Genomic DNA, 24,576 nt, shown 5'->3' with positions numbered 1-24,576 from the left:
GAGCTAACCGATACTAATGAACCGTGAGGCTTAACCTTACAACGCCGAAGGTGTTTTGGCGAAGAGACAGATTTTCAGCCTGATACAGATAANATTAACCGGCGAAAAGCGGGTTAATAAACAGAATTTGCCTGGCGGCTGTAGCGCGGTGGTCCCACCTGACCCCATGCCGAACTCAGAAGTGAAACGCCGTAGCGCCGATGGTAGTGTGGGGTCTCCCCATGCGAGAGTAGGGAACTGCCAGGCATCAAATTTAGTGTGCTGATATGGCTCAGTTGGTAGAGCGCACCCTTGGTAAGGGTGAGGTCCCCAGTTCGACTCTGGGTATCAGCACCAGTTTTTCGGTTAAAGTTCGGCACTTAGAAAAGAATTTGTCTGGCGGCTGTAGCGCGGTGGTCCCACCTGACCCCATGCCGAACTCAGAAGTGAAACGCCGTAGCGCCGATGGTAGTGTGGGGTCTCCCCATGCGAGAGTAGGGAACTGCCAGACATCAAATAAGTGAAAAGGCCATCCGAAAGGATGGCCTTTTTGCGTTATGTTTCTTGCTAACCCGTAGGCCCGGTAAGCGCAGGCCACCGGGCAAAACAGAAGATTAATGAATCACCTGCGACAGGAATGCCCGCGTACGTTCTGACCTGGGATTGGCAAAAAACTCATCCGGTGGCGCCTGCTCTACAATCTCGCCAAGATCCATAAAGATCACCCGGTCGGCCACTGTGCGGGCAAATCCCATTTCATGGGTAACGCACAGCATAGTCATACCCGATTGCGCCAGACCGATCATGGTATCAAGCACCTCTTTCACCATTTCAGGATCCAGCGCTGATGTGGGTTCATCAAACAACATAATTTTAGGTTTCATACATAACGAACGTGCAATGGCCACACGCTGCTGTTGCCCGCCAGAGATTTGCCCTGGATATTTATGCGCATGTTCAGCAATGCGAACTCGCTCAAGGTAGTGCATTGCCAACACTTCAGCCTCTTTTTTCGGCATCTTTTGCACCCAGATTGGCGCCAGCGTACAGTTTTGCAAAACCGTCAGATGAGGAAAGAGATTGAAGTGTTGAAAGACCATGCCAACTTCCTGCCTGACGCGCTCAATATTGCGAATGTCTTCATTGAGTTCAATCCCATCCACCACAATACGTCCTTGCTGATGCTCTTCCAGATGGTTAATACAACGGATAGTTGTCGATTTACCCGAGCCGGAAGGACCGCATAAGACGATACGCTCTCCTTGTTTTACCTGCAGATTGATGTTTTTCAAAACGTGGAATTGTCCGTACCATTTGTTGACGTTTTCCAGCGTAATCATCGCGTCGGTAGACGGCCTTAATAATTGGTTCATAAATTCCTCAGTGCGGTGTACGCCCGGTATTAAAACGTTTTTCCAGATGTTGGCTGTAACGCGACATACTGAAACAAAAGATCCAGTAAATCAGTGCGGCAAAAACATATCCTTCCGTCGACATACCCAGCCATGCAGGATCCACGGTTGCTTGTTGCACGCTGCTGAAGAGATCAAACAGGCCGATGATGATGACCAGACTGGTATCCTTGAACAGGGCAATAATCGTATTAACCAAACCAGGAATAACCAGCTTGAGGGCTTGGGGAAGAATGACCAACCCTTGGGTTTTCCAGTACCCCAGAGCCAGTGATTCAGCCGCTTCATACTGACCTTTTGGCAAGGCCTGTAATCCCCCACGAACCACCTCTGCAACATAGGCTGACTGGAAAAGAATGACACCGACCAGTGCCCGGATAAGCTTGTCGATACTGGTCCCCTCAGACATAAACAGAGGCAGCATGACAGAGGACATAAACAGGACGGTGATCAACGGTACGCCGCGCCAGAACTCAATAAAAATCACGGATAAAATCCGCACGACGGGCATATGGGAACGACGCCCCAATGCCAGTAGAATCCCCCACGGGAGCGCACCCGCAATACCGACGGATGCGATGATAAGCGTCAGCGTTAACCCGCCCCACTGCCGGGTTTCTACTCGCTCAAGCCCGAAAAAACCACCGTACATCAACCACCAGACCACCAAAGGATAAACGACTGCCCAAACGGCGATATAACGACCACGGTGGGGAATGGTTTTCCAGAACATGGGAACGATTGAGACCAGGCCAATCAGCAGGGCCAGATTAATGCGCCAGCGCTGATCGTGTGGGTAAAGTCCATACATGAATTGTCCGAAGCGTTCATGAATGAACACCCAGCAGGCCCCCGCTTTGGTACAGTCAGCTCGGGTAGAGCCTACCCAGTTGGCCTGAAAAAATACCCAGTTCAACAGCGGTGGAAGGAAGGACCAAATTAGCCACACGCATAGCAGCGTGAGCAGGCTATTTGACCAACTGGAGAACAGGTTTTTGCGAACCCAGAACAGACAGCGGCTTGCCGGGTTACTGCTCTGGCGCGAGGGGTGAGACAGTAGTGCTTTTGTCATCATGGCTCCTTAGCGCTCGATCAGTGCGATACGACGGTTATAAATATTCATCAGTAGAGAAATGCTCAGGCTGATGATCAGGTACACCGACATCGTGATGGCAATAGTTTCAATGGCTTGTCCCGTTTGATTGAGTACCGTGCCGGCAAATAGGGAAACCATATCCGGGTAGCCAATGGCGGCAGCGAGCGATGAATTCTTAACGATATTCAGGTACTGACTGGTTAGTGGAGGAATAATGACGCGCAGCGCCTGCGGGATGATGACCTGGCGGAGCGTCACCGGATTTGGCAAACCCAGAGAGCGTGCTGCCTCATGTTGGCCATAAGGAACAGCCTGAATTCCTGCCCGAATAATTTCTGCAATAAACGCTGAGGTATACACTGAAAGCGCCAGCGTCAGAGCCGCCAGTTCAGGTATAAGCACCATGCCGCCACGAAAGTTAAAACCGCGTAGTTCGGGGATATCCCAGTGAAGTGCCGCGCCAAAAAACCACTGTGAAATCATTGGTAAGAACACGATCAACGCCAGAGCTGTGGGCCAGGTACGGCGTAACTGACCGGTTTTTATCTGGTGCATTCTGTTGAAACGGAATAGCCCGAAGGTGACAACGGCGGCAATAAGGACCGCGGTACAAAAGGCAAAAAGACCTTCTCCCATTTGCGGCGCCGGAATATACAGCCCCCGGTTGCTCAGAAACATTAAATCCAGCGTGTTAACCGCCTGACGTGGGCCGGGCAGGTTACGTAATACGGCAAAATACCAAAAGAAGATCTGCAATAGCGGTGGGATATTGCGGAACGTTTCGATATAGACCGTGGAGAGCTTTCGCAATAACCAGTTATCTGACAGGCGTGCCAGCCCGAGAAAGAAACCGAGAAATGAAGCGAAGACGATACATAGTGCGGAAACTAACAGAGTATTAAGCAGACCGACCAGGAACACGCGGCCATAGGTATCGCCTTGCTCGTAATCAATCAGATGCTGGACGATACCAAATCCGGCGCTGCGATCGAGAAAAGAAAATCCCGAGGTAATACCGCGACTGCTCAGGTTATTAATCGTGTTATGAATGAGATAGACCACAATGCTAATGACCGCAATGACGGCGAGTATTTGGAATAACCAGGCGCGGACCGCAGGGTTAGAAAAGGATAGCGATCCTTTTACGGTTGAGCGGCGATGAAGCATAAGAAAACCTCGGTAACAATGACTCTGGGCTGAGCGCCGCAACTGCGGCGCCCGTTACATCACGTTGCATTAGCGCACCGGTGGCGCATATTGAATGCCACCGTTGTTCCAGAGGTTGTTCTGTCCACGTTTGATCTTCAATGGACTTTCCGATCCAACGTTACGTTCAAAGATCTCCGAGTAGTTACCTACTTGCTTAATAATGTTATAAGCCCATTTGTTATCAAGCTTCAGATCCTTACCATAATCCCCTTCTTTACCTAACAGATGCGCCATATCCGGCGTTGCAGGATTAGCCGCTTTTTCGTCAACGTTTTTCGAGTTAACACCCATCTCTTCCGCATTCAGCATGGCGAATAGCGTCCAGCGAACAATGGAGAACCATTCATCGTCGCCACGACGTACAACCGGACCTAAGGGTTCTTTAGAAATAACTTCTGGCAGGACAATCCATTCTGCAGGATTGCTCAGCTTGATTCGCAGGGCGTACAACTGCGACTGGTCGGAGGCCAGCGTATCGCAACGTCCTGATTCCAGTGCCTTAGCCGATTCATCCGAGCGGTCAAAAGTGACAGGGGTGTACTTCATATTGTTGGCTTTAAAGTAGTCAGCCACGTTCAGTTCGGTATCGGTTCCTGCCTGAATACACACCGTTGCGCCATCCAGTTCTTTGGCGCTCTTCAGGCCGGCTTTATTGTGGGTAAGAAAACCAATGCCATCGTAATAGGTTACGCCAGTGAAAGACATGCCCATACCTGCATCACGAGAGGAGGTCCATGTGGTATTACGCGAGAGCATATCGACTTCGCCAGACTGTAACGCGGTAAAACGTTCCTTGGCGGTGAGTGGGGTATATTTTACTTTGGTATCATCACCAAATACGGCGGAGGCAACGCCTCGGCATACGTCGACATCAATACCTGAAAATTTACCGCTCGCATCGGCGTAAGAGAAGCCAGGCAACCCGTCACTGATCCCGCATTGCACAAACCCTTTTTTCTTTACGGCATCAAGTGTTGCGCCGGCATGCGCCTGATTTGCAATCGCAAGGAGCACGCCGGCCGCAGCCAGGCTGGCTATTATCATCTTTTTCATAGAGCATCCTGTGTGGAGGAATTATTGTTATGAAAACGTTCTGAAAACGTCTTTTACCGGTCTGTGGCTTTGGCCATACTCTTTTAAGCAAAGGTAGTGCCAGGTTTTTGCGCACGATTATTCGGCGCAATATGCAGAGTGTAGACAGGAAAAAATAAATGCAGCGCCCTGAAGTGGTGCAAAATTGAAACGTAAGCCACATTTCAGCGCAAAAATTTTAAAATCAGACAGGACGCGTGATAACGATTTCGGACGTTAATATTAATCGCGTGAGAATAATGAAAAGAAAACGCGGTGTAACAAAAAACAGGAAAAATGCTAATTTCAAGTCGTGGATATGTGAGGGATATCTATAATAATTTTATTATTCAGTAAGAGCTATAAACCAACGTTTTGTCTTATATGTGAATTTTATTTTATTGCTAAAAGCGCGGTAACCACCGCGCTTTAAAACCTTTAAGAAGAGTTATTTGGTCAGGGCAACTATCCCAAGCGTCAATCCGGCAACGGCGGCTGCGCCACCGGCGATGGCACCGGCTGTTTCCCAGTTATCCTGCGTGGTGCCTTTCATACAGGTATTGGTATGAACCAGGCGTCCCTGATCGTCGTATACAGGTACGCAGGGAGAATCGTGTGCACAACCGGCAAGAAACGCGGTAAGCAATGCAACGGATATTAATCTTTTCATGATGTTACCTCAAAAATAAGCGTTTCGCTAATTGAGCAAAGACAAACGCTAAGCCATCTGCGAACTCGGTCATTATTTTACCACTTCTTAAAAAAAGACTGACAGGAGGAATAATCTCAATTCATGTGGATTGTAAAAATAATGGATAAAAAGAAAGGTTGCGGGTGGGTTTGAAGGAACGACTTAAATGAAATAAATGGCTATCTTATTAATAAACAAAGAGAGAGTGTACTGATGAAAAAGGCGTCCGTAGACGCCTTTATTTTACAAATTAATCAGTGTGCCGACTAAAACGCCGTCTGACGACAACAAAGAAGACGGGAACAAAGAAGATCGCCAACAATGTTGCGGTTAGCATTCCCCCCATTACACCTGTACCGACCGCATTCTGCGCACCGCTACCCGCACCGTGGCTGATAACCAGAGGCATAACCCCCAAAATGAAGGCCAGAGAGGTCATCAGGATAGGGCGAAGACGCATGCGGGATGCCTCCAACGTCGCTTCGATCAGTCCTTTGCCCTCTTTATCCATCAGGTCTTTGGCAAACTCGACGATCAAGATGGCGTTTTTAGCCGAGAGACCGATAGTGGTTAGCAACCCAACCTGGAAATACACGTCGTTATTCATCCCACGTAGCGATGCTGCTAACAGTGCGCCAACCACGCCAAGCGGTACAACCAGCATCACCGAGAACGGAATTGACCAACTCTCATACAATGCGGCAAGGCAAAGGAAGACAACGATGAGCGAGATGGCATACAGCGCAGGCGCCTGGTTCCCCGAGAGTCGTTCCTGATAGGACATACCCGTCCAGTCATGGCCGATACCGTTAGGCAGTTTCTCAGCCAGACTTTCCATCAGCGCCATCGCTTCACCGGTGCTTCGGCCTGGGGCCGCTTCCCCTAACAGTTCCATTGAAGGCATGCCGTTGTAACGTTCCAGACGTGGTGATCCGTAGATCCAATGTGCGGAACTGAACGTGGAGAACGGTACCATTTCGCCATTGGCACTACGAACATACAGATTATTGATGTCTTCCGGCAACATACGGAATTTGGCATCGGCCTGTACGTACACTTTTTTCACGCGGCCACGGTCTATGAAGTCATTGACGTAATAGCCACCCAGCGCAGCGGAGATGGTTTCATTAATATCGGACAGCGAGACGCCAAGGGCCTGGGCTTTTTCCTGATCAACATCCAGTTTGAACTGCGCGGTATCCTCGAGACCATTTGGACGCACGCGAACCAACAGGTCAGGATGTTTAGCAACCATGCCCAAAAGTTGGTTACGTGCTTGCGTTAACGCGGTATGTCCCAGCCCGCCCTGGTCAATCAGTTCGAAGTCGAAGCCGGTTGCGGTACCCAGTTCAACAATGGCTGGCATGTTGAAAGGGAACACTAAGCCATCACGAATCTGGCTAAACGCGCGGGTTGCTCTGGCGATAATCGATTCAACGTTATTCTCGTCGCCACTGCGTTCTTCCCAGGGCTTGAGGCTGACAAACGCCATCCCTGAGTTTTGCCCCTGTCCGCTGAAGCTAAAGCCGTTAACCGTAAAGACGCTTTCGACGTTGGCTTTCTCGTTATTCAGGTAGTAGTGGGTAACCTGATCCAGCACTTTCTGGGTTCGCTCTTGTGTTGCGCCGGCCGGAAGCTGAATCATCGTCAGGAATACGCCCTGATCTTCTTCTGGCAAGAAGGAGGTTGGAAGGCGCATAAACAACACCGCCATCCCAATCACGATAACCAGGTAGACGACCAGGTAACGCCCGGTTTTACGCACAATACCGCTGACGCTATTGGTGTAATGATTGACGCTGTGATCGAATTTGGCATTAAACCAGCCAAAGAAACCGCTTTTATTCTCGTGATGTTCAGCTGATACCGGCTTCAACAGCGTTGCACAAAGCGCGGGAGTCAGGATCAGCGCTACCAGCACTGAAAGCGCCATTGCAGAAACGATGGTGATAGAGAACTGCCGATAGATAGCCCCGGTTGAGCCGCCAAAGAAGGCCATCGGGATAAATACCGCAGACAGCACCATGGCGATACCGACCAGCGCGCCCTGAATTTGTGACATGGATTTTTCTGTCGCCTCTTTGGGCGGCAGATTATCTTCCATCATCACACGTTCCACGTTTTCCACCACCACTATCGCATCATCAACCAATAGGCCGATGGCGAGTACCATGCCGAACATCGTCAGGGTGTTTATGGAGTAGCCAAACGCGGCAAGCACGGCAAATGTGCCCAACAATACAACAGGCACGGCAATGGTTGGAATGAGCGTAGCCCGGATGTTTTGCAGGAACAAATACATCACGAGGAATACCAGTATGATTGCTTCAAACAGCGTTTTCACGACCTCATGAATGGAGATAGTGACGAACGGCGTGGTGTCATACGGGTAGACCACCTTCATTCCCTGCGGGAAGAACGGTTGCAGTTCAACCAGCTTGGCTTTGATAGCGTTAGCGGTATCCAGCGCGTTTGCGCCGGTTGCCAGTTTGATCCCGAGACCGGAGGCTGGTTTACCGTTAATACGCGCGACCACGTTGTAGTTCTCACCACCCAACTCAATACGCGCGACATCCTTCAGGTGAACAACCGAACCATCGCTGTTGACGCGTAACGTGACCTTCCCGAATTCTTCAGGATCTTTCAGGCGCGTCTGCGCGATGATTGAGGCGTTAAGCTGCTGATTAGGCAACGCAGGCGTACCGCCCAACTGACCGGCGGCAATCTGATCGTTCTGCACCTGCAACTGATTGATCACATCAACCGGTGTGAGCTGGTACTTATTCAACAAGTTTGCATCCAGCCAGATGCGCATAGCGTACTGCGCACCAAACAGCTGCACGTCACCCACACCATTCAGACGGCTGATTGAGTCTTTAACGTTCGAGGCGACGTAGTCGGAAATATCATCCTGCGTGGTTTGCGGGTTGTCAGAAACGAAACCCGCGACCATCAAAAAGCTGCTACTTGATTTCTCGACGCTGATCCCCTGCTGCTGAACTTCTTGCGGCAGTAAGGGGGTGGCGAGCTGCAGCTTGTTTTGCACCTGAACTTGCGCGATATCGGGGTCGGTACCGGACTGGAAGGTCAGCGTGATGGTCACACTCCCGGCAGAATCGCTGGTGGAGGACATATACATCAGGTTATCGATACCGTTCATATTCTGTTCGATAACCTGCGTGACGGTATCCTGCACCGTCTGCGCATCCGCACCTGGATAGGTGGCGGAAATCGATACGGCAGGGGGCGCGATGGTCGGGTACTGTGCCACGGGCAGTTGCATGATTGCCAGAGCGCCCGCCATCATCAGAATGATGGCCAGTACCCAAGCAAAGATAGGACGCCTGATAAAAAAGTTAGCCATATCCGGTTACCTTATTGGGCTTTCGTCGCAGGGGTTTCGGTATCGACGGTTGCTTTAACCTGAACGCCAGGGCGTGCTTTCTGTAAGCCGCTCACGATAACTTTGTCACCGGGTTGCAGACCTTCGCTGATGAGCCATTTGTCACCAATAGCTTGAGCGGCGACAACTGTCCGCGCTTCAACCTGGCTCTTGTCGTTAACGACCATCACGGTGGCATCGCCGCGTGGCGTGCGCGTTACACCCTGCTGCGGAACAAGAATGGCATTCGGTTGGACGCCTTCATCAATGCGCGCGCGCACAAACATGCCTGGCAGCAGCGTGTGCTGTGGGTTAGGGAATACGGCTCTGAGAGTGATTGATCCGGTGCTTTCATCAACCGTCACATCAGAAAATTGCAATGAGCCTTTCAGCGGATATGCCTGACCATTTTCCATCACCAGTTCGACGGTACTGCTGGCGCTGTCTTTATGCAGACTACCTTGTTCAATAGACTGCTTGAGGCGCATAAAGTCGTTACTGGACTGCGTGACGTCGACATAGATAGGATCGAGCTGTTGCACGGTAGCAAGCTCAGTTGCCTGACCATTCGTGACCAATGCGCCTTCGGTGACGTTAGATTTACCGATACGTCCGCTAATGGGCGATGTCACTTTGGTGTAGGCCAGGTTGATACGTGCGCTTTCGACCGCCGCTTTTGCCGCGATTACGGAGGCATCAGCCTGGCGGGCATCAGCAATTGCCTGATCGTACTCTTGCTGGCTGATGTACTTAGTGCCAACCAGCGGCACATAACGTTTTACCGTTAAATGCGCGATAGCGGCGGCCGCTTCGCTCTTTGCCAGTTCGCCTTTGGCGCTGTCATAGTCAGCCTGGTAAGTCGCTGGATCGATCTGATAAAGCGATTGACCGGCTTCAACATCGCTCCCCTCGGTGAAATTCCGTTTAAGTACAATTCCGCTAACCTGAGGACGGACTTCTGCAATACGGAATGCTGTGGTGCGCCCGGGTAATTCGGTCGTCACGGCTAAAGGGGCCTTTTCGACGACATGGACAGTCACCTGCGGCTCTGCGGGATGTGCTTGTGTTTCTCCCTGATCGTTACAACCGGCGAGTAATGCAGCGGAGATGATGATGAATGAGGGCAGGAGTGAAAACCTGGCATTTTTCGTCATTTCTATTCCTTAAAAAACCGAACGCTCGTTATTAACCGGGTAACAGCGGAGGTGATAACGCGCACAAGAAAAATAATAGTTGGCTATCCTACAAATTATTAGCTTGCGATGTAAGCAATACTTATTTATGGGCGGGGTTGACGGCACATAAAAGCAAAAAAAGATTAATCAGCTACCGTTTCATTGTGATATTTATAGCAACACTATGATGCTGATAAATACATCTTGAAATGATCATCTGATTGGTGAATATATTGGTTTCTGTTATTTGTTTTATCTATTCGTGTGTAATGTCCGTAATTAAATACTTTAGCCCTCGTCTAAATAAACGCTAAGTGATACATTTGTTCCAGATAGAAAATATTAGATAAGAAAGTTAATCATTCTCTACTCCAATCCAGATAGTCGGAATCATGGCCAGAAAAACGAAAGCGGATGCCCTCAAAACGCGACAGCACCTGATGGAAACGGCGATTGTACAGTTTGCCGCACGTGGCGTAAGTAATACGACGCTAAACGACATAGCGGATGCCGCCAATGTGACGCGGGGTGCACTTTATTGGCATTTCGAAAATAAAACTCAATTGTTTAATGAGCTATGGTTACAACAACCTCCCTTACGCGATCTTATTCAGGACAGGCTTATTGGTCGTTGGGGGGATAACCCTTTACAGCGGTTGCGTGAAAAATTTGTGGTGGGATTACAATATATTGCGGAGAACCCTCGCCAGCAGGCATTAATGCAGATTTTATATCATAAATGCGAATTCCATAAAGATATGATATCAGAGCAGGCCATTCGCGATAAAATAGGTCTCAGCCACCAAAGCATTCGCGATTCTCTCCAACGGTGCGTAGATGAAAATTTGATTGCCACCAGTCTGGATTTAGACGTCATCATAATTATTTTGCACGGTAGCTTTAGCGGAATAATAAAAAACTGGCTAATGAATCCAGAGAGTTATGATCTTTATGGGCAAGCGCCAGCATTAGTTGACAATGTATTAAAAATGTTAAGCCCGGACGGCTGTGTAATGCAATTAATACAGAGTGAAAACCAGGTTGGCTAGTTTAGCCGCCAGGGCCTGACGGCTGTCGACGGTGCTAGTCGAGATCGGCGCAGTTGACCAGCTTTAGGGGATTCACTGAGTTCATATTCCGGCACTTGTCGTGCTCTGTCGTCATCAGTTCTATCCACTGGATGAGCAGCGCATCAAAAAGAAAAACGAAGACCGCAAAAACAACCAGCCACCAATACTTGCGAATCATTGCTAAATCCTGTGTATTCATGCCCAAGCGTGCAGGGAATATACACGAAATCAGTAAGCTGAAAAGCAGACTTACAATGCCTTTACTTTGCCGAAAGATCGCCACTGTTTGTCGTTAATCGGCTCTTTTTGGACAGGTTTTTTGTCTTACGTTTTTTCACTTTTGCAAGTTCAGTCTCTGAAAAATGAGAACCGATACTCAGTCTTCTGAGCCCCATTTTTACGTATTCAGCATTGATTTCAATACCGACAAATTTGCGACCTAATTCGACTGCGGTGGCGCCGGTTGTAAAGCTGCCGGCAAACGGATCGAGCACTTTGTCATCCGGGTTGGAGGAAGCCAGAATGATCCGTTCCAGGAGGGCTTTGGGTTTTTGGGTGGGGTGATTTTCGTATTCATCCATCAGATAGCGAACGCGGGGAAAATCCCAGACATTGCCAGGTACTTTTTTCTGATTGTAAGGCTGGGGCGGATTCTTTCTGTAGTCTATTAGCGCACGTTTAGCGCCCGTTTTGGCTTCAACCAGAATATCATCACGGTTAAATGTGTAGTTTTTCTGATCTTTTACCATCATCAGGATAGGTTCATACATCGAACCAAAGTAGTTTTTAGCCTGTACCCCTGAGCTATCATATGACCACACGATACGGCTTTTGATGGTAAAAAGCTGGCGACATTTGAGGTCGATGTACGGCATGTTCTCCGTACTGTTCATGATGTACATGCTACCGTGTGGTTTGAGAATACGATGGCACTCGTCGATACACTCAAACAGCCACGCCAGAAAGGTCTCTTCGTCCCAGGATTCCACCATCCCGTCAAAGTCTTTGCCGATGTTATAAGGTGGGTCGGCAAAAATGAGATCGATGCTTTCAGCGGGTAGCTTTTTTAGCTCGGTCAGCGCATCACCCAGGATTATCTTTTTAGATTCATCGCCAAAATAGACAGGTTCACCTCTTGCGTTCATCGCCAAAGCCTCCCGTGTGACATTAATAAAAAAGGCGCTTCCCCATGCCGAGTAGCGCCTTTTAAAACAAACACTTAACTGATTAGTATCAGTTCATGCCGTATTTTTTCAGTTTTTTACGCAGCGTACCACGGTTGATGCCCATCATCAGGGCAGCACGGGTCTGGTTGCCGCGGGTGTATTGCATCACCATGTCCAACAGGGGCTGTTCTACTTCAGCCAGTACCAGCTCATAGAGATCATTAACGTCTTGACCGTTCAATTGAGCAAAATAGTTCTTCAGTGCCTGTTTAACCGAGTCACGCAGGGGCTTTTGAGTTACCTGGTCCTGAGAGTTAACGGTAGAAACGGTCAGTACGTCAGAATTTACGCGTTGTTCGAACATAGTTCTGTCAGCTCTTTATTTCTGTTTACGCAAAATTTTCGAAGTATGCCTCCAACGCCGCCAGCTGTTCGCTGGAATCTTCAATGGCGTTGAATGTGCGCCGAAACTGGTCATCCGGAGCGTGTTCCTGGAGATACCAGGATACGTGTTTACGCGCAATTCGGTACCCTTTTGCATGACCATAAAAGTCGTGCAGTTCCCGAACATGCGCACAAAGCAAGCGCTTCACCTCTGCCAGTGGCAGCGGGGGCAGCAGCTCCCCAGTGTCCAGATAATGCTGGATTTCCCGAAAGATCCAGGGTCTTCCCTGAGCAGCACGGCCTATCATCAGGGCATCCGCCCCCGTATAGTCGAGTACAGCTCTGGCTTTAAGCGGGTCAGTAATGTCGCCATTCGCGATAATCGGAATGGAAACTTTCTGCTTAACTGCCCGAATACTGTCGTACTCAGCATCTCCATTGAACAAACAGGCGCGGGTGCGTCCATGAATGGTCAGAGCCTGAATGCCACAGTCTTCAGCCAGTTGGGCAATCTCTACGCAGTTACGGTGTTCCGGAGCCCAGCCGGTGCGAATCTTGAGTGTGACAGGAACGTCCACTGCATTGACGACCTCGGTTAGTATTGATTTCACTAAATCCGGGTACTGCAAGAGGGCTGAACCTGCGAGCTTGCGATTCACTTTTTTAGCCGGACACCCCATATTGATATCAATAATCTGGGCGCCGCTTTCCACGTTAATACGTGCGGCATCGGCCATCTCAACAGGATCGCTACCGGCAATTTGCACCGTGCGAATTCCTGGCTCGTCAACGTGCACCATCCGTAAACGAGACTTGTCGCTTTCCCAAACCTGCGGGTTAGAAGACATCATCTCGGATACCGTCAATCCGGCTCCCATCTCATAGCACAGCGTCCTGAATGGTCTGTCAGTGATGCCAGCCATAGGTGCTGCGATCAGGCGATTTCTGAGCTGGTGTTGTCCGATGCGCATGAGTTAAGAAATGACCATACTGTGACTGCAAGGCGGCGTATATTACGCATTTTTCGCACGAGATGAAAGGCCAAACTTTGACCAATCCACTGAGGTGGATCAATGAATTGCCGTAAATATGAACTCATGAAAATATTTAATCATATAAATCATGGCATTACAAAAATGTGTCGATTTTATATACGCATATAATTTTGCGTAACTTCTCATTTTTTCTTCAGTTACAGAAGGTACTGACAAGATATTCTGCTGAATTAATCAGCAAATTACCTCGCTATTGTGTGATCGTTACCTCATTTTAGTACAGGATCTCGGTGCCACCTGAATTGCTGTCCGTAATCGTGCGTTCATTCAGCGGCTGCGGTGGACGATTGTTCGCTGGCCCAACAATGTAGTGAAATTTATCTAACTGTTCGGCGGAAAGGGCCACAGGCTTTTTCAGGACAACCCAGGTGACGCCTTCAGTACAGGGAGGCGTTGTTATCGAGCCACTGTAGAGCCAGTAGGTCTTGTTGTCGGGTAGAAGCTGGTTGATATCGACGGGCGAAAAAATGGGCATGCTGTTGCCCTCCATGGTGGGAAAGGACTCCCACAGGTTTTGAATCGCCTGGTTAGGCTCACCAATGTCAAACATGACCGCCACAATGGCGATATCACCATGTTGGTTTTTGTGGGTCAACTGCAGCTCCAGTGGATAGATTTTACCGTTGAGGGTATGTTCGCCTGGAGCGTGAAAATCAAAATGTTTTAAATAATAGAGCTTTTCTTCAATTTCAATGAAATTAGGGGCGTAGGAGCTCATTGTAGCCTGCAGCGTATGGTTAATGCTGCGAAATCTTGTCGGGCCATCAATGTATTGTAAATTGAGCGCGGGCAGGCCGAGTTTGCTGGTTGTCGTGGTCTGGATATCAACGGGTGACTGGTTGATACCCGTCTGACACGTTGCATACTCTTTGCTTATTTTGCCCCACTGCGCAGGGCTGGTTTCTCCGGTATAGCCCCATGGCACGGCCAGCGTCTTCAGGGGCATTAAGCATGCTGCCAGTAAAATTGTTGTAAAACGATTGAAGTGCATGCGTTTACTTAACAAAAAATATAAAAATCAATTAGTTATTATATCGTTGGGTAAAGTATCAGTATGCTGGTCTGTTGTCTGAAAATGGCGTGGTCGGATAACCACGCCGGAAGGGATTATTTTTTCTGTCCGGTAATGCGACACCACTCTTCTTTCTCGATAACCGGATCGAGCGTAAAGAGGTCGGCATAGGCTTCACAGACGCTTTCCGCCTGGCTGGCAAGAATACCAGAAAGCCCCAGCAAACCGCCCTCAACGGGCAGCACGCTGATTAAAGGTGCGAGTTCACGTAATGGGCCAGCAAGGATGTTGGCGACCACCACATCGGCTTTCATCGACTCTGGCTGGTCTTTAGGCAGATAAAGTTCCAGACGCTCAGAAACGCCATTACGTTGGGCGTTATCACGGCTGGCCTGAATCGCTTGCGGATCGATATCTATACCAATCGCTTTCGCTGCACCCAGCTTCAGTGCCGCAATGGCAAGGATGCCGGATCCGCAGCCAAAGTCGATAACCGTTTTACCGTTAAGATCGAGACCGTCCAGCCATTGCAGGCACAGAGAGGTGGTTGGGTGAGTACCGGTACCAAACGCCAGACCCGGGTCGAGCATCACGTTGACGGCGTTCTCATCCGGGACATCGCGCCAGCTTGGGCAAATCCACAGACGTTCGCCAAAGCGCATCGGGTGGAAGTTGTCCATCCATTCGCGTTCCCAGTCTTTGTCTTCGAGCTGTTCGATTTTATGCGCGAAGCCTGTACCCAGTAGTGGGTGCTGCTCCAGAATCGCAACGACTTCTTTCATGTCGGTTTCTGCATCGAACAAGCCGATAACGTCGGTATCGCCCCACAGGCGAGTCTCGCCCGGCAGAGGTTCAAATACCGGCGTATCATGCGTATCCTGGAAAGTAATGGAAACGGAGCCCGCTTCCATCAGCGCATCGCTCAACTCTTCAGCGTTTGCACCGGTCGTGTTCAGTTTCAGTTGAATCCATGGCATAGCAAAACTCTTTATTTATCAGTAGTCAATATGGCGACTTGCGGAACGGCGGAACCGAAACGGTTGCCGATCAGGAAAGCCAGCAAACTTATCAGTAACGAGGGCACAATCGGATGAAAGCCCAGGTACTGAATGTTAAAAGTAGCGAGTACGGCATAAAGTATGCCGCCGACAATCATTGCGCTCAGTGCGCCTGCCGCGTTTGCCCGCTCCCAGTAAAGGCCCAGCACCAGCGGCCATAGGAAGACGGCTTCCAACCCGCCAAACGCCAGCAGGTTAAGCCAGATAATCATCTCTGGCGGCTTCCAGGCGGCCAGCAGCAGTAACGCGCCCAGCAGCAGAGTGATCACTGCCGACATGCGTTTCAGCCGTGTTTCATTTTGCAGTTGTTCCGGGCGAAGGTTCAGATAGAGATCTTTAATGATCGTAGCGGAACTTTGCAGCAATTGGGCATTGATCGTCGACATGATCGCGGCCATGGGCGCGGCGAGGAAGATCCCGGCTGCTACCGGCGGCAAGACTTTTACCATTAGCGTGGGAATAACCAGATCCGGTACCGTCAGGTCAGGGATCACCGCCCGGCCCAACGCGCCGGCCAGATGCATACCAAACATCAGGACAGCCACCACGATGGTGCCAATGATAATTCCACGGTGTACCGCTTTGCTGTCCTTATAGGAGATGCAGCGCACCGCCGTATGCGGCAGGCCAATCACGCCAAAGCACACCAGTACCCAGAATGAAGTCATAAACGTGGGGGACAGAATGTCATCAGCGCCCTGCGGCGAGACCAGTTTAGGATCGATGGTTTGCAGAGTGACTACCGCATTGCTGAGACCACCAGCGGCATGGACGACACCGACCAGCAGTACGATAGTCCCAATCAGCATCACCATGCCCTGCATCGTGTCGTTCAACACGCTGGCGCGAAATCCGCCGAACGCCGTGTATAACGCGATACTGACGCCAAAAATCAGCAGGCCGGTTTCGTAAGGGATACCCGCTGCGGTTTCCAGCAAACGCGCGCCGCCAATAAACTGTACGGTCATTGCACCGACAAACGCGACCAGCAGGCTGAGGCTCGCCAGCCACACCAGCAGGCGGCTTTGGTAGCGGGCAAACAGCATATCGTTGAGGGTAACCGCATTATAACGGCGTGCCAGAATGGCGAATTTTTTGCCGAGAATACCCAACGACAGCCAGACGGCGGGCAGTTGGATCATTGCTAACAAAACCCACCCCAGCCCGTATTTATAAGCAGCACCCGGGCCGCCGATAAACGAGCTGGCGCTAATGTAGGTTGCCGTTAGCGTCATGGCTAACACGACCCCGCCCATAGAGCGGCTGCCGAGGAAATACTCATTCAGGAAGGTGCCGGTCGACCTTTTGCGCATGGCGTAAACAGAGAGACCGAAAACCACCAGAAGATAGGCGACCAGCGGCAAAATAACTTCAAGCTGCATCATCATCCTCCAGTGGAATGTCGCGATAGATAAACTTCACCATCGCCCAGCACAGTATGATGAAAACCAATGGCGTCAGCAGACAGGCCATTTCGAACCAGTGCGGGAGGCCAGTAAAACCCAGAGATGAGTCTGGTAAGTAAGCGGCCACTAACCATGCGGCAAGATATAAAAGGGTCAGCCACAGCGCCCAGCGCGCCTCTTTATGGGCCTGAACAAAACGAGCGTCCATTTTTTGTCCCTTGTGGATAAAGAAAGCGGGGATTGTACCTTATGGCACCTATGGGAGGGGAGAAAAACAAAAGGCCGGAATTTCCGGCCTTTTCGGTTAACGCTTGCTTACTTTTCCTGAAGTCCGAGTTTTTTCTCCAGGTAGTGGATATTGGTTCCACCATGCTGGAAGTGCTCGTCATTCATGATACGGATCTGCAGATCAACGTTGGTTTTGATGCCGTCGATGATCAGTTCCTGCAAGGCGTTTTTCATGCGGGCGATAGCGACGTCGCGGTTTTCGCCATAGCAAATCAGCTTACCGATCATTGAGTCATAATACGGAGGTACTGTGTAACCTGCGTAAATATGAGACTCCCAGCGCACACCAAAGCCACCCGGCGCGTGGAAACGCGTGATTTTACCCGGGCTCGGCAGGAAGGTGTTCGGGTCTTCGGCGTTGATACGGCACTCTACCGCATGGCCTTTAACCACAACTTCGTCCTGCTTGATAGACAGCGGCTGACCCGCTGCGATGCGCAGTTGTTCTTTGATCAGGTCAACACCGGTGATCATTTCGGTTACCGGGTGTTCAACCTGAATACGGGTGTTCATTTCAATGAAGTAGAACTCACCGTTTTCGAACAAGAACTCGAAAGTACCCGCACCGCGATAGCCGATATCCACGCACGCTTTGGCGCAACGCTCGCCGATGTAGCGACGCAGCTCCGGAGTAATGCCCGGCGCTGGTGCTTCTTCGACAACTTTCTGGTGACGACGCTGCATGGAGCAGTCACGCTCTGCCAGATAAATCGCGTTACCCTGACCGTCTGCCAGCACCTGAATTTCGATGTGGCGTGGGTTTTCCAGGTATTTCTCCATGTATACCATGTCGTTATTGAAAGCCGCTTTCGCTTCCGCTTTGGTCATGGAGATGGATTGCGCCAGTTCGGCATCGCTGCGCACGACGCGCATACCGCGACCGCCGCCGCCGCCGGAGGCTTTGATGATAACCGGGTAGCCGATGCGTTTAGCATGAGCGCGGTTAGCGTCCATGTCATCGCCCAACGGGCCGTCAGAGCCTGGGACAGTCGGTACGCCAGCTTTCTTCATCGCGGTAATCGCGGACACTTTGTCGCCCATCAGGCGGATGGTGTCGGCTTTCGGGCCGATGAAGATAAAGCCGGAACGTTCTACCTGCTCAGCAAAGTTGGCGTTCTCAGAGAGGAAGCCATAACCCGGGTGAATTGCCACCGCGCCGGTGATTTCAGCGGCGCTGATGATAGCCGGGATGTTCAGATAGCTTTTTACGGACGGAGCCGGGCCAATACAGACCGTCTCATCCGCCAGCAATACGTGTTTTAAATCGCGATCCGCGCTTGAATGCACTGCGACAGTCTTGATACCCAGTTCTTTACAGGCACGAAGAATACGCAAGGCAATCTCGCCGCGGTTAGCGATGACAATTTTATCCAACATGTTCGCCTCGTTATTCGATGACGACCAGCGGCTCGTCAAATTCTACCGGTTGACCGCTTTCTACCAGAATCGCTTTAACGACGCCGGATTTGTCGGCTTCGATCTGGTTCATCATTTTCATGGCTTCAACGATGCACAGGGTATCGCCCGCATTCACTTTCTGGCCGATTTCGATGAACGCTTTCGCATCCGGGCTCGGGGTGCGGTAGAACGTACCAACCATTGGGGAGCGTACGATGTGACCACTGATTTCCGCTGCTGCCGGAGCTTCCATACTTGGAGAGGCAGTTTGTGCGACAGCGTTAGACAGAGCTGGCTGCTGCATCACTGGTGCAGCATAAGCCTGTTGCATCATTGGAAAACTTGCAGCTGGCGCCGCACGGCTGATGCGTACAGACTCTTCGCCTTCAGAAATTTCCAGTTCGGAGATGCCTGATTCTTCAACCAGCTCGATCAGTTTTTTAATCTTACGAATATCCATGAGTGGGTTCCGTACTCTTTGTTTAGTGAGATTGTGACAGGCGTTTTACCGCCGTCTGTATAGCATTTTTATAACAGTGAGTGACAAGATGCCACGCATCTCTGGCGTTGCACTGGGTGCTGATGCCATTACATGAGATTGCCAGACTTGTTAGTCATTGTGCGGCTATCTTCTGTCATTTTCGGGTAAAAGACAAAATATACCTTCAATATGCGATTGTCACCCTTTCCGCGCCGTAAAAACGCTACCGGGGATAGCAAAGGCGCACATTATAACTATTTCGTAGCAATTGGCAGCTAAATACTGGTCTTATCAGGGAAGATAATCAACCGTTAACATGTAAAGAAAATCGGATCGTCCGTGTTTTGCAACGTACTGCACATATCGTGAAACTACCGCCACCACTGGCGAAACTTCCTGTAGCGGCAGGCTAACAGCACCGCAGCAAGTGCGGCATAAATAATCGGTTGAGGGGAGATGATTTTAACCGACCACAGATAATGTATGGGTGCCAGGATCGCCACAAGATAGACGAAGTTGTGCAAAAATTGCCAATACTTACCCAGCTTTCGCTGTGCAGATTGCGTGGACGTTAAGGTGAGAGCAAATAATATGACCCAACAGACAATACCCAACATCAAATACGGTCGCGAAATGAATTCCCGCCCCAACAGCGCCAGATTATGAATACCCAGTTCCAGTAACGCGTAGCTGGTTAAATGCAGCGTCGCCCAGGCGAAACACCATAGCCCTAACAGGCGACGAGTGCGTATCAATAATGGCTGTTTAGCGTAGCGCGCGAGTGGAGAGACCAGCAAGGTCGCCAGTAAGAATTTCAGAGCTGTCCTACCGGTAAAGTGCTGGATATCTTTGACCGGATCGGCGCTCAAACCGCCATGATTTACCGCCCAAAAGAGCCAGATTAACGGCAAAAACCCGCCAAGATGCAGGCAAACTTTCAGCCCGGTAATGTGCTTTGCAGTCAGACGCACTTAAAAATTCTCCTGTAGATTAAGACCACGATACAGGGAAGCAACCTCTTCGGCATAACCGTTAAACAACAGCGTGGATTGACGCTGTACGTCCAGAATACCGCCAGCGCCAATAAAACGTTCGGTGGCCTGGGACCAGCGGGGGTGATCGACATGCGGATTCACGTTGGCATAAAACCCATATTCATTAGGCGCGGCCAGGTTCCACGTTGTTGGGGGGCGTTCGCGCGTAAGTTTGATACTCACGATCGACTTTATGCCCTTAAATCCGTATTTCCACGGCACAATTAAGCGGATGGGGGCGCCATTTTGCGGCGGAAGGGCCTTACCATAAACCCCTACGGTAAGCAGGGTTAGTGGATGCATCGCTTCATCCAGGCGTAACCCTTCAACATAGGGATATTTCAGCCCGCCGCCAATAAAGCGATCTTTCTGACCAGGCATTTCATCCGGGGCGTAGCGCGTTTCGAAAGCGACATATTTTGCGTTGCTGGTGGGTTCAACCTGCGCCAGCAGTTTATGTAATGGAAAGCCAATCCACGGCACCACCATTGACCAGGCTTCCACGCAGCGCATCCGATAAATCCGCTCCTCCAATGGGAAACGGGTGGTCAGCGCATCATGATCGAGAGTGAGGGGTTTTGCGACTTCACCAGTGATTTTCAAGTTCCACGGATCGGTTTTCAGACTGCCTGCGTTGGCCGCTGGATCCGCTTTGTCGAGACCAAACTCATAGAAGTTGTTGTAGCCAGAAACCTTATCCGCTGGCGTTAAAGGAAGCGAATTTTGCCAGGCGGTGGGTTTGCTGAAATTAAGCGGCTTACCCGCAGGCGCCGGAGGGCGGTCATTACCCTTAAACCAGCTCAGAAGGTCGGCCTGTGCAGAGAGGGGCAAAGACAACGCGGCAGCGCTGATCCCTAATGCTTGCAGTACCTGACGGCGCTGCATAAAAAAAGCCGACTCGGCGGTGACGTCGGCTTCTGTAAATGGACGTAATTTCTTCATAACAGACTCCCGGCTTACGCATCATGACAGACAGGGGATGCGTAGTTAATATGGCAGGGAGTCTCTATATATGCCGCGAAATTTCGTTAGTTAAGTGTAAATTTCTGCGCTGGTGCCTGTTATTTCACCTTCACCAGGGTACGGCCTTGCACTTGGTTATTGATGATGGCATCGGCGAACTTCGGCGCATCCGCCAGCGTAATCTCCGTGGCGGCCTGAGCATAGAACGATTCCGGCAGATCTTTAACTAAACGCGCCCAGGCTTCCGCGCGGCGTGCCGGCGGGGTCATCACCGATTCCACCCCTTGCAGACGAACGTTACGCAGAATGAATGGCATAACGGTGGTCGGCAGCGCGAAACCGCCTGCCAGGCCGCAGGCGGCTACGCAGCCACCGTAGTTCATCTGTGCCAGGACTTTCGCCAGCACTTTATCGCCAACGGTATCAATTGCACCGGCCCACAGCTGTTTTTCCAACGGGCGAGATTCAGCAAACTCATCGCGGCCAAGAATACGGTTAGCGCCCAGGCTCTTCAGGTAGTCGTGGGTGCTTTCGCGGCCTGATACTGCCGCAACCTGATAGCCCAGCTTATGCAGTAATGCCACGGCTGTGCTGCCCACGCCGCCGCTGGCGCCAGTGACGACAATCTCACCGTCTTGTGGGCGAATACCTGCATCTTCAAGCGCCATGACGCACAGCATGGCGGTAAAACCGGCGGTGCCGATGACCATCGCTTTGCGCCCGTCCAGCCCTTGCGGCAGCGCTACCAGCCAGTCGCCTTTGACGCGCGCACGTTCAGCCAGCCCGCCCCAATGGTTTTCACCCACACCCCAGCCGGTCAGTAAGACTTCCTGACCCGCATGAAAACGGGGATCTTCGCTTGCACGCACGGTACCGGCGAAATCAATGCCAGGAATCATCGGAAAGTTGCGGATGATTTTACCCTTGCCAGTGATAGCCAGGGCGTCTTTATAGTTCAGGCTCGACCAGTGGACATCCACCGTTACATCGCCTTCCGGGAGCTGGTTTTCGTCGAGGGGTTGAACGGATGCGAGGGTTTTTCCGTCCTGCTGTTCTAAGATCAAAGCCTGCATAACCTGTCCTCAATTCGTATAGTGGATTGGAAAATTGTTAATGAAGACTATACTCGCTAATCAAAACATGATGCCGATTCTGCGCAATAAATTGCCAGATATACCTGATTTGGTAGTATGCCCCCACAGTTTGCATAAATTGGCGGATTTTGCGTTCAGTTTTGCATTTTCGAGTCGCTTTATCTCTTTCACACCTGTTTCATAACTGTCGGAGTTAACACAAGGATGCGATTAACGACGAAATTCTCAGCTTTTGTCACGCTGCTTACTGGGTTAACGATCTTTGTGACTCTGATTGGCTGCTCGCTGAGTTTCTACAACGCTATTCAATATAAGTTCACTACGCGAGTGCAGGCGGTGGCGACGGCGATTGATACACATCTTGTCTCCCGCGATTTCGTTTCGCTGACGCCGCAAATCGATGAACTGATGGTTTCTGTTGATATCGTGCGTATCGAGTTGCTGCAAGGGGAGCATATAGTGTATGACCACTCCCGAACCAGCAGCTACCGTCCGGCAGGAACGAACAACCTCTACCGCGACATCACCGTACCGTTGGTCAAGCATCCGGGCATGTCAGTTCGCCTGGTTTATCAGGATCCGATGGGCAACTATTTCCATTCGCTACTGACTACCGCGCCGCTCACACTGGCCATTGCGTTTATTATTCTGATGCTCTTTTTGTCGGTACGCTGGCTTCAGCGTCAGCTTTCAGGCCAGGAGTTACTGGAGATTCGTTCCACGCGTATTCTGAACGGTGAACGCGGGTCGAATGTACGAGGAACGGTCTATGAATGGCCAGCGCGCACCAGCAGTGCGCTCGATATGTTGCTGACTGAAATTCAAAATGCCCGCGAGCAACGCAGCCGACTGGACACCCTGATTCGTTCCTATGTTGCGCAGGATACAAAAACCGGGCTGAGTAACCGTCTGTTTTTTGATAACCAGTTGGCCACGCTGTTGGAAGATCAAGAAAAGGTGGGAGCGCATGGCGTCGTGATGATGGTGCGTCTGCCGGACTTTACTCTGCTGCGAGATAGCTGGGGAATCACCCTGGCGGAAGAACAAATTTCAACGCTAATCAATTTGTTGTCGACGTTTATGACGCGTTATCCGGGGGCATTGCTGGCGCGCTACCACCGTAGCGATTTTGCCATCCTGTTGCCACATCGCACGCTGAAAGAAGCCGAAAGCATCGCCGGGCAATTATTAAAAGCGGTCGATGCGCTTCCGACTAATAAAATGATCGATCGTGCCGATATGGTTCATATTGGCATTTGCGTTTGCCGCAGTGGTCAGTCGACGGAACAGGTGATGGATCATGCTGAGGCCGCCACCCGGAATTCGGTCCTGCAGGGTGGGAACAGCTGGTCGGTCTATGATGACTCCCTGCCGGAAAAAGGCCGGGGCAACGTGCGCTGGCGGACGCTGATTGAACAGATGCTCAGCCGGGGCGGGCCGAGAATATATCAAAAACCTGCGGTAACGCGTGAAGGACGGGTACACCACCGGGAACTGATGTGCCGTATTTTTGATGGCAGCGAAGAGGTTATTTCGGCGGAATATATGCCGATGGTGCTGCAGTTTGGCCTGGCTGAAGAGTATGACCGTTTACAGTTAAGTCGTCTGATCCTGCTTTTGGGCTACTGGCCGCAGGAAAGCCTGGCGATGCAGATAACGGTTGAATCGCTAATTCGCCCACGTTTTCAGCGCTGGCTGCGTGATACGTTGATGCAGTGCGAAAAATCACTACGCAAACGCATAATTATTGAACTTGCTGAGGCAGATGTTTGTCAACATATCAGCCGATTACAGCCCGTCATCCGATTGATGGATGCGCTAGGGGTACGGATCGCCGTTACGCAGGCCGGTTTAACGCTGGTGAGCACCAGCTGGATTAAAGAGCTTAACGTTGAGTTATTGAAGCTGCATCCAAGCCTGGTGAGGAATATTGATAAGCGAACCGAAAACCAACTGTTGGTTCAAAGCCTGGCGGAGGCCTGTTCAGGCACGCCAACGCAGGTTTATGCCACGGGAGTTCGTTCGCGTAGCGAGTGGCATACGCTGACGGAACGCGGAGTTGCTGGTGGGCAAGGGGATTTTTTTGCCGCATCACAGCCACTTGACACTAACGTGAAAAAATATTCGCAAAGATATTCGGTTTAACCTGCCG

General features: G+C 50.7%; 22 protein-coding genes, 1 tRNA gene and 3 rRNA genes (1 of these 26 cut by a window edge). 6 read left to right on the top strand and 20 right to left on the bottom strand.

Annotated elements, in window-relative coordinates; translation table 11 throughout:
* From JSN25_RS03140 to rrf (JSN25_RS03125), 4 genes are all read left to right on the top strand, one after another.
* Positions 1-38 (top strand): 23S ribosomal RNA (locus tag JSN25_RS03140); it begins 2,867 nt to the left of the window's first position.
* 92 nt (positions 39-130) lie between these two features.
* Positions 131-246: ribosomal RNA gene (gene rrf / locus JSN25_RS03135) — 5S ribosomal RNA — on the top strand.
* A 14-nt stretch (positions 247-260) separates the two neighbouring features.
* A tRNA-Thr gene (locus tag JSN25_RS03130) sits at positions 261-336 on the top strand.
* Positions 337-374: 38 nt separating this feature from the next.
* Positions 375-490 (top strand): 5S ribosomal RNA (gene rrf, locus JSN25_RS03125).
* Positions 491-593: 103 nt separating this feature from the next.
* On the opposite strand, the gene JSN25_RS03120 is transcribed toward rrf (JSN25_RS03125), so the two are convergent.
* The 7 genes from JSN25_RS03120 to JSN25_RS03090 all read right to left on the bottom strand — a co-directional run bounded on the left by JSN25_RS03120 (position 594) and on the right by JSN25_RS03090 (position 9,994).
* Entirely contained in the window at positions 594-1,352 is a 759-nt protein-coding gene (locus JSN25_RS03120; RefSeq protein WP_204525435.1) for an amino acid ABC transporter ATP-binding protein, read from the bottom strand.
* Positions 1,353-1,359: 7 nt separating this feature from the next.
* Positions 1,360-2,463, bottom strand: coding sequence for an amino acid ABC transporter permease (locus JSN25_RS03115; RefSeq protein WP_038634420.1), 1,104 nt, complete (start codon positions 2,461-2,463; stop codon positions 1,360-1,362).
* Between the two features lie 9 nt (positions 2,464-2,472).
* A complete protein-coding gene (locus tag JSN25_RS03110; RefSeq protein WP_204525434.1) occupies positions 2,473-3,654 on the bottom strand; it encodes an amino acid ABC transporter permease in 1,182 nt (393 codons plus the stop codon).
* A 69-nt stretch (positions 3,655-3,723) separates the two neighbouring features.
* The gene (locus JSN25_RS03105; RefSeq protein WP_038634415.1) at positions 3,724-4,749 is read right to left on the bottom strand and encodes an amino acid ABC transporter substrate-binding protein; all 1,026 of its coding nucleotides are present in this window, start codon (positions 4,747-4,749) and stop codon (positions 3,724-3,726) included.
* A gap of 466 nt (positions 4,750-5,215) precedes the next feature.
* Complete coding sequence (locus JSN25_RS03100) at positions 5,216-5,437, bottom strand: lipoprotein (protein ID WP_003025292.1); 222 nt, start codon at positions 5,435-5,437, stop codon at positions 5,216-5,218.
* Positions 5,438-5,708: 271 nt separating this feature from the next.
* Entirely contained in the window at positions 5,709-8,822 is a 3,114-nt protein-coding gene (locus tag JSN25_RS03095; RefSeq protein WP_085048617.1) for an efflux RND transporter permease subunit, read from the bottom strand.
* A gap of 11 nt (positions 8,823-8,833) precedes the next feature.
* The gene (locus JSN25_RS03090) at positions 8,834-9,994 is read right to left on the bottom strand and encodes an efflux RND transporter periplasmic adaptor subunit (protein ID WP_069324422.1); all 1,161 of its coding nucleotides are present in this window, start codon (positions 9,992-9,994) and stop codon (positions 8,834-8,836) included.
* A 413-nt stretch (positions 9,995-10,407) separates the two neighbouring features.
* Here JSN25_RS03090 and envR point away from each other — a divergent pair, with 413 nt between their 5' ends.
* Complete coding sequence (envR, locus tag JSN25_RS03085) at positions 10,408-11,064, top strand: acrEF/envCD operon transcriptional regulator (protein WP_137350620.1); 657 nt, start codon at positions 10,408-10,410, stop codon at positions 11,062-11,064.
* Between the two features lie 34 nt (positions 11,065-11,098).
* On the opposite strand, the gene JSN25_RS03080 is transcribed toward envR, so the two are convergent.
* The 13 genes from JSN25_RS03080 to acuI form a co-directional block, all read right to left on the bottom strand.
* Positions 11,099-11,263, bottom strand: coding sequence for a DUF2556 family protein (locus JSN25_RS03080; RefSeq protein WP_032940702.1), 165 nt, complete (start codon positions 11,261-11,263; stop codon positions 11,099-11,101).
* 82 nt (positions 11,264-11,345) lie between these two features.
* Positions 11,346-12,230 carry an adenine-specific DNA-methyltransferase gene (gene yhdJ, locus JSN25_RS03075; RefSeq protein ID WP_159121490.1) on the bottom strand — a complete coding sequence of 295 codons (885 nt, stop codon included), beginning with the start codon at positions 12,228-12,230 and terminating at the stop codon, positions 11,346-11,348.
* Between the two features lie 88 nt (positions 12,231-12,318).
* Positions 12,319-12,615 carry a DNA-binding transcriptional regulator Fis gene (gene fis / locus JSN25_RS03070; RefSeq protein WP_000462905.1) on the bottom strand — a complete coding sequence of 99 codons (297 nt, stop codon included), beginning with the start codon at positions 12,613-12,615 and terminating at the stop codon, positions 12,319-12,321.
* 25 nt (positions 12,616-12,640) lie between these two features.
* The gene (gene dusB, locus JSN25_RS03065) at positions 12,641-13,606 is read right to left on the bottom strand and encodes a tRNA dihydrouridine synthase DusB (RefSeq protein WP_038634395.1); all 966 of its coding nucleotides are present in this window, start codon (positions 13,604-13,606) and stop codon (positions 12,641-12,643) included.
* 298 nt (positions 13,607-13,904) lie between these two features.
* The gene (locus JSN25_RS03060) at positions 13,905-14,636 is read right to left on the bottom strand and encodes a carbonic anhydrase (RefSeq protein ID WP_233638428.1); all 732 of its coding nucleotides are present in this window, start codon (positions 14,634-14,636) and stop codon (positions 13,905-13,907) included.
* A gap of 161 nt (positions 14,637-14,797) precedes the next feature.
* Entirely contained in the window at positions 14,798-15,679 is an 882-nt protein-coding gene (gene prmA, locus JSN25_RS03055) for a 50S ribosomal protein L11 methyltransferase (RefSeq protein WP_085048622.1), read from the bottom strand.
* Between the two features lie 11 nt (positions 15,680-15,690).
* On the bottom strand, positions 15,691-17,142 hold the full coding sequence (gene panF, locus JSN25_RS03050; protein ID WP_110496710.1) for a sodium/pantothenate symporter: 1,452 nt from the start codon (positions 17,140-17,142) through the stop codon (positions 15,691-15,693).
* A complete protein-coding gene (locus JSN25_RS03045) occupies positions 17,132-17,374 on the bottom strand; it encodes a YhdT family protein (RefSeq protein WP_159121492.1) in 243 nt (80 codons plus the stop codon). Before JSN25_RS03045 ends, panF begins: the two co-directional genes overlap by 11 nt.
* A gap of 107 nt (positions 17,375-17,481) precedes the next feature.
* Positions 17,482-18,831, bottom strand: a complete 1,350-nt coding sequence (gene accC, locus JSN25_RS03040; protein WP_003828838.1) for an acetyl-CoA carboxylase biotin carboxylase subunit — start codon at positions 18,829-18,831, stop codon at positions 17,482-17,484.
* Positions 18,832-18,841: 10 nt separating this feature from the next.
* Complete coding sequence (gene accB / locus JSN25_RS03035) at positions 18,842-19,312, bottom strand: acetyl-CoA carboxylase biotin carboxyl carrier protein (protein ID WP_003025210.1); 471 nt, start codon at positions 19,310-19,312, stop codon at positions 18,842-18,844.
* Between the two features lie 392 nt (positions 19,313-19,704).
* On the bottom strand, positions 19,705-20,304 hold the full coding sequence (gene msrQ, locus JSN25_RS03030; protein ID WP_087856909.1) for a protein-methionine-sulfoxide reductase heme-binding subunit MsrQ: 600 nt from the start codon (positions 20,302-20,304) through the stop codon (positions 19,705-19,707).
* The gene (gene msrP / locus JSN25_RS03025; RefSeq protein WP_159121493.1) at positions 20,305-21,309 is read right to left on the bottom strand and encodes a protein-methionine-sulfoxide reductase catalytic subunit MsrP; all 1,005 of its coding nucleotides are present in this window, start codon (positions 21,307-21,309) and stop codon (positions 20,305-20,307) included. It lies immediately after the preceding gene.
* 119 nt (positions 21,310-21,428) lie between these two features.
* Positions 21,429-22,403, bottom strand: a complete 975-nt coding sequence (gene acuI / locus JSN25_RS03020) for an acrylyl-CoA reductase (NADPH) (RefSeq protein WP_204525433.1) — start codon at positions 22,401-22,403, stop codon at positions 21,429-21,431.
* Positions 22,404-22,628: 225 nt separating this feature from the next.
* Here acuI and csrD point away from each other — a divergent pair, with 225 nt between their 5' ends.
* A complete protein-coding gene (gene csrD / locus JSN25_RS03015; protein ID WP_085048627.1) occupies positions 22,629-24,569 on the top strand; it encodes an RNase E specificity factor CsrD in 1,941 nt (646 codons plus the stop codon).
* Positions 24,570-24,576 lie beyond the last annotated feature (7 nt).

Source organism: Citrobacter cronae, from assembly GCF_016893685.1.
GTDB lineage: Bacteria > Pseudomonadota > Gammaproteobacteria > Enterobacterales > Enterobacteriaceae > Citrobacter > Citrobacter werkmanii.
The sequence above is the reverse complement of the archived record's forward strand: the minus strand, read 5'-3'. Positions and strand labels throughout refer to the sequence as shown.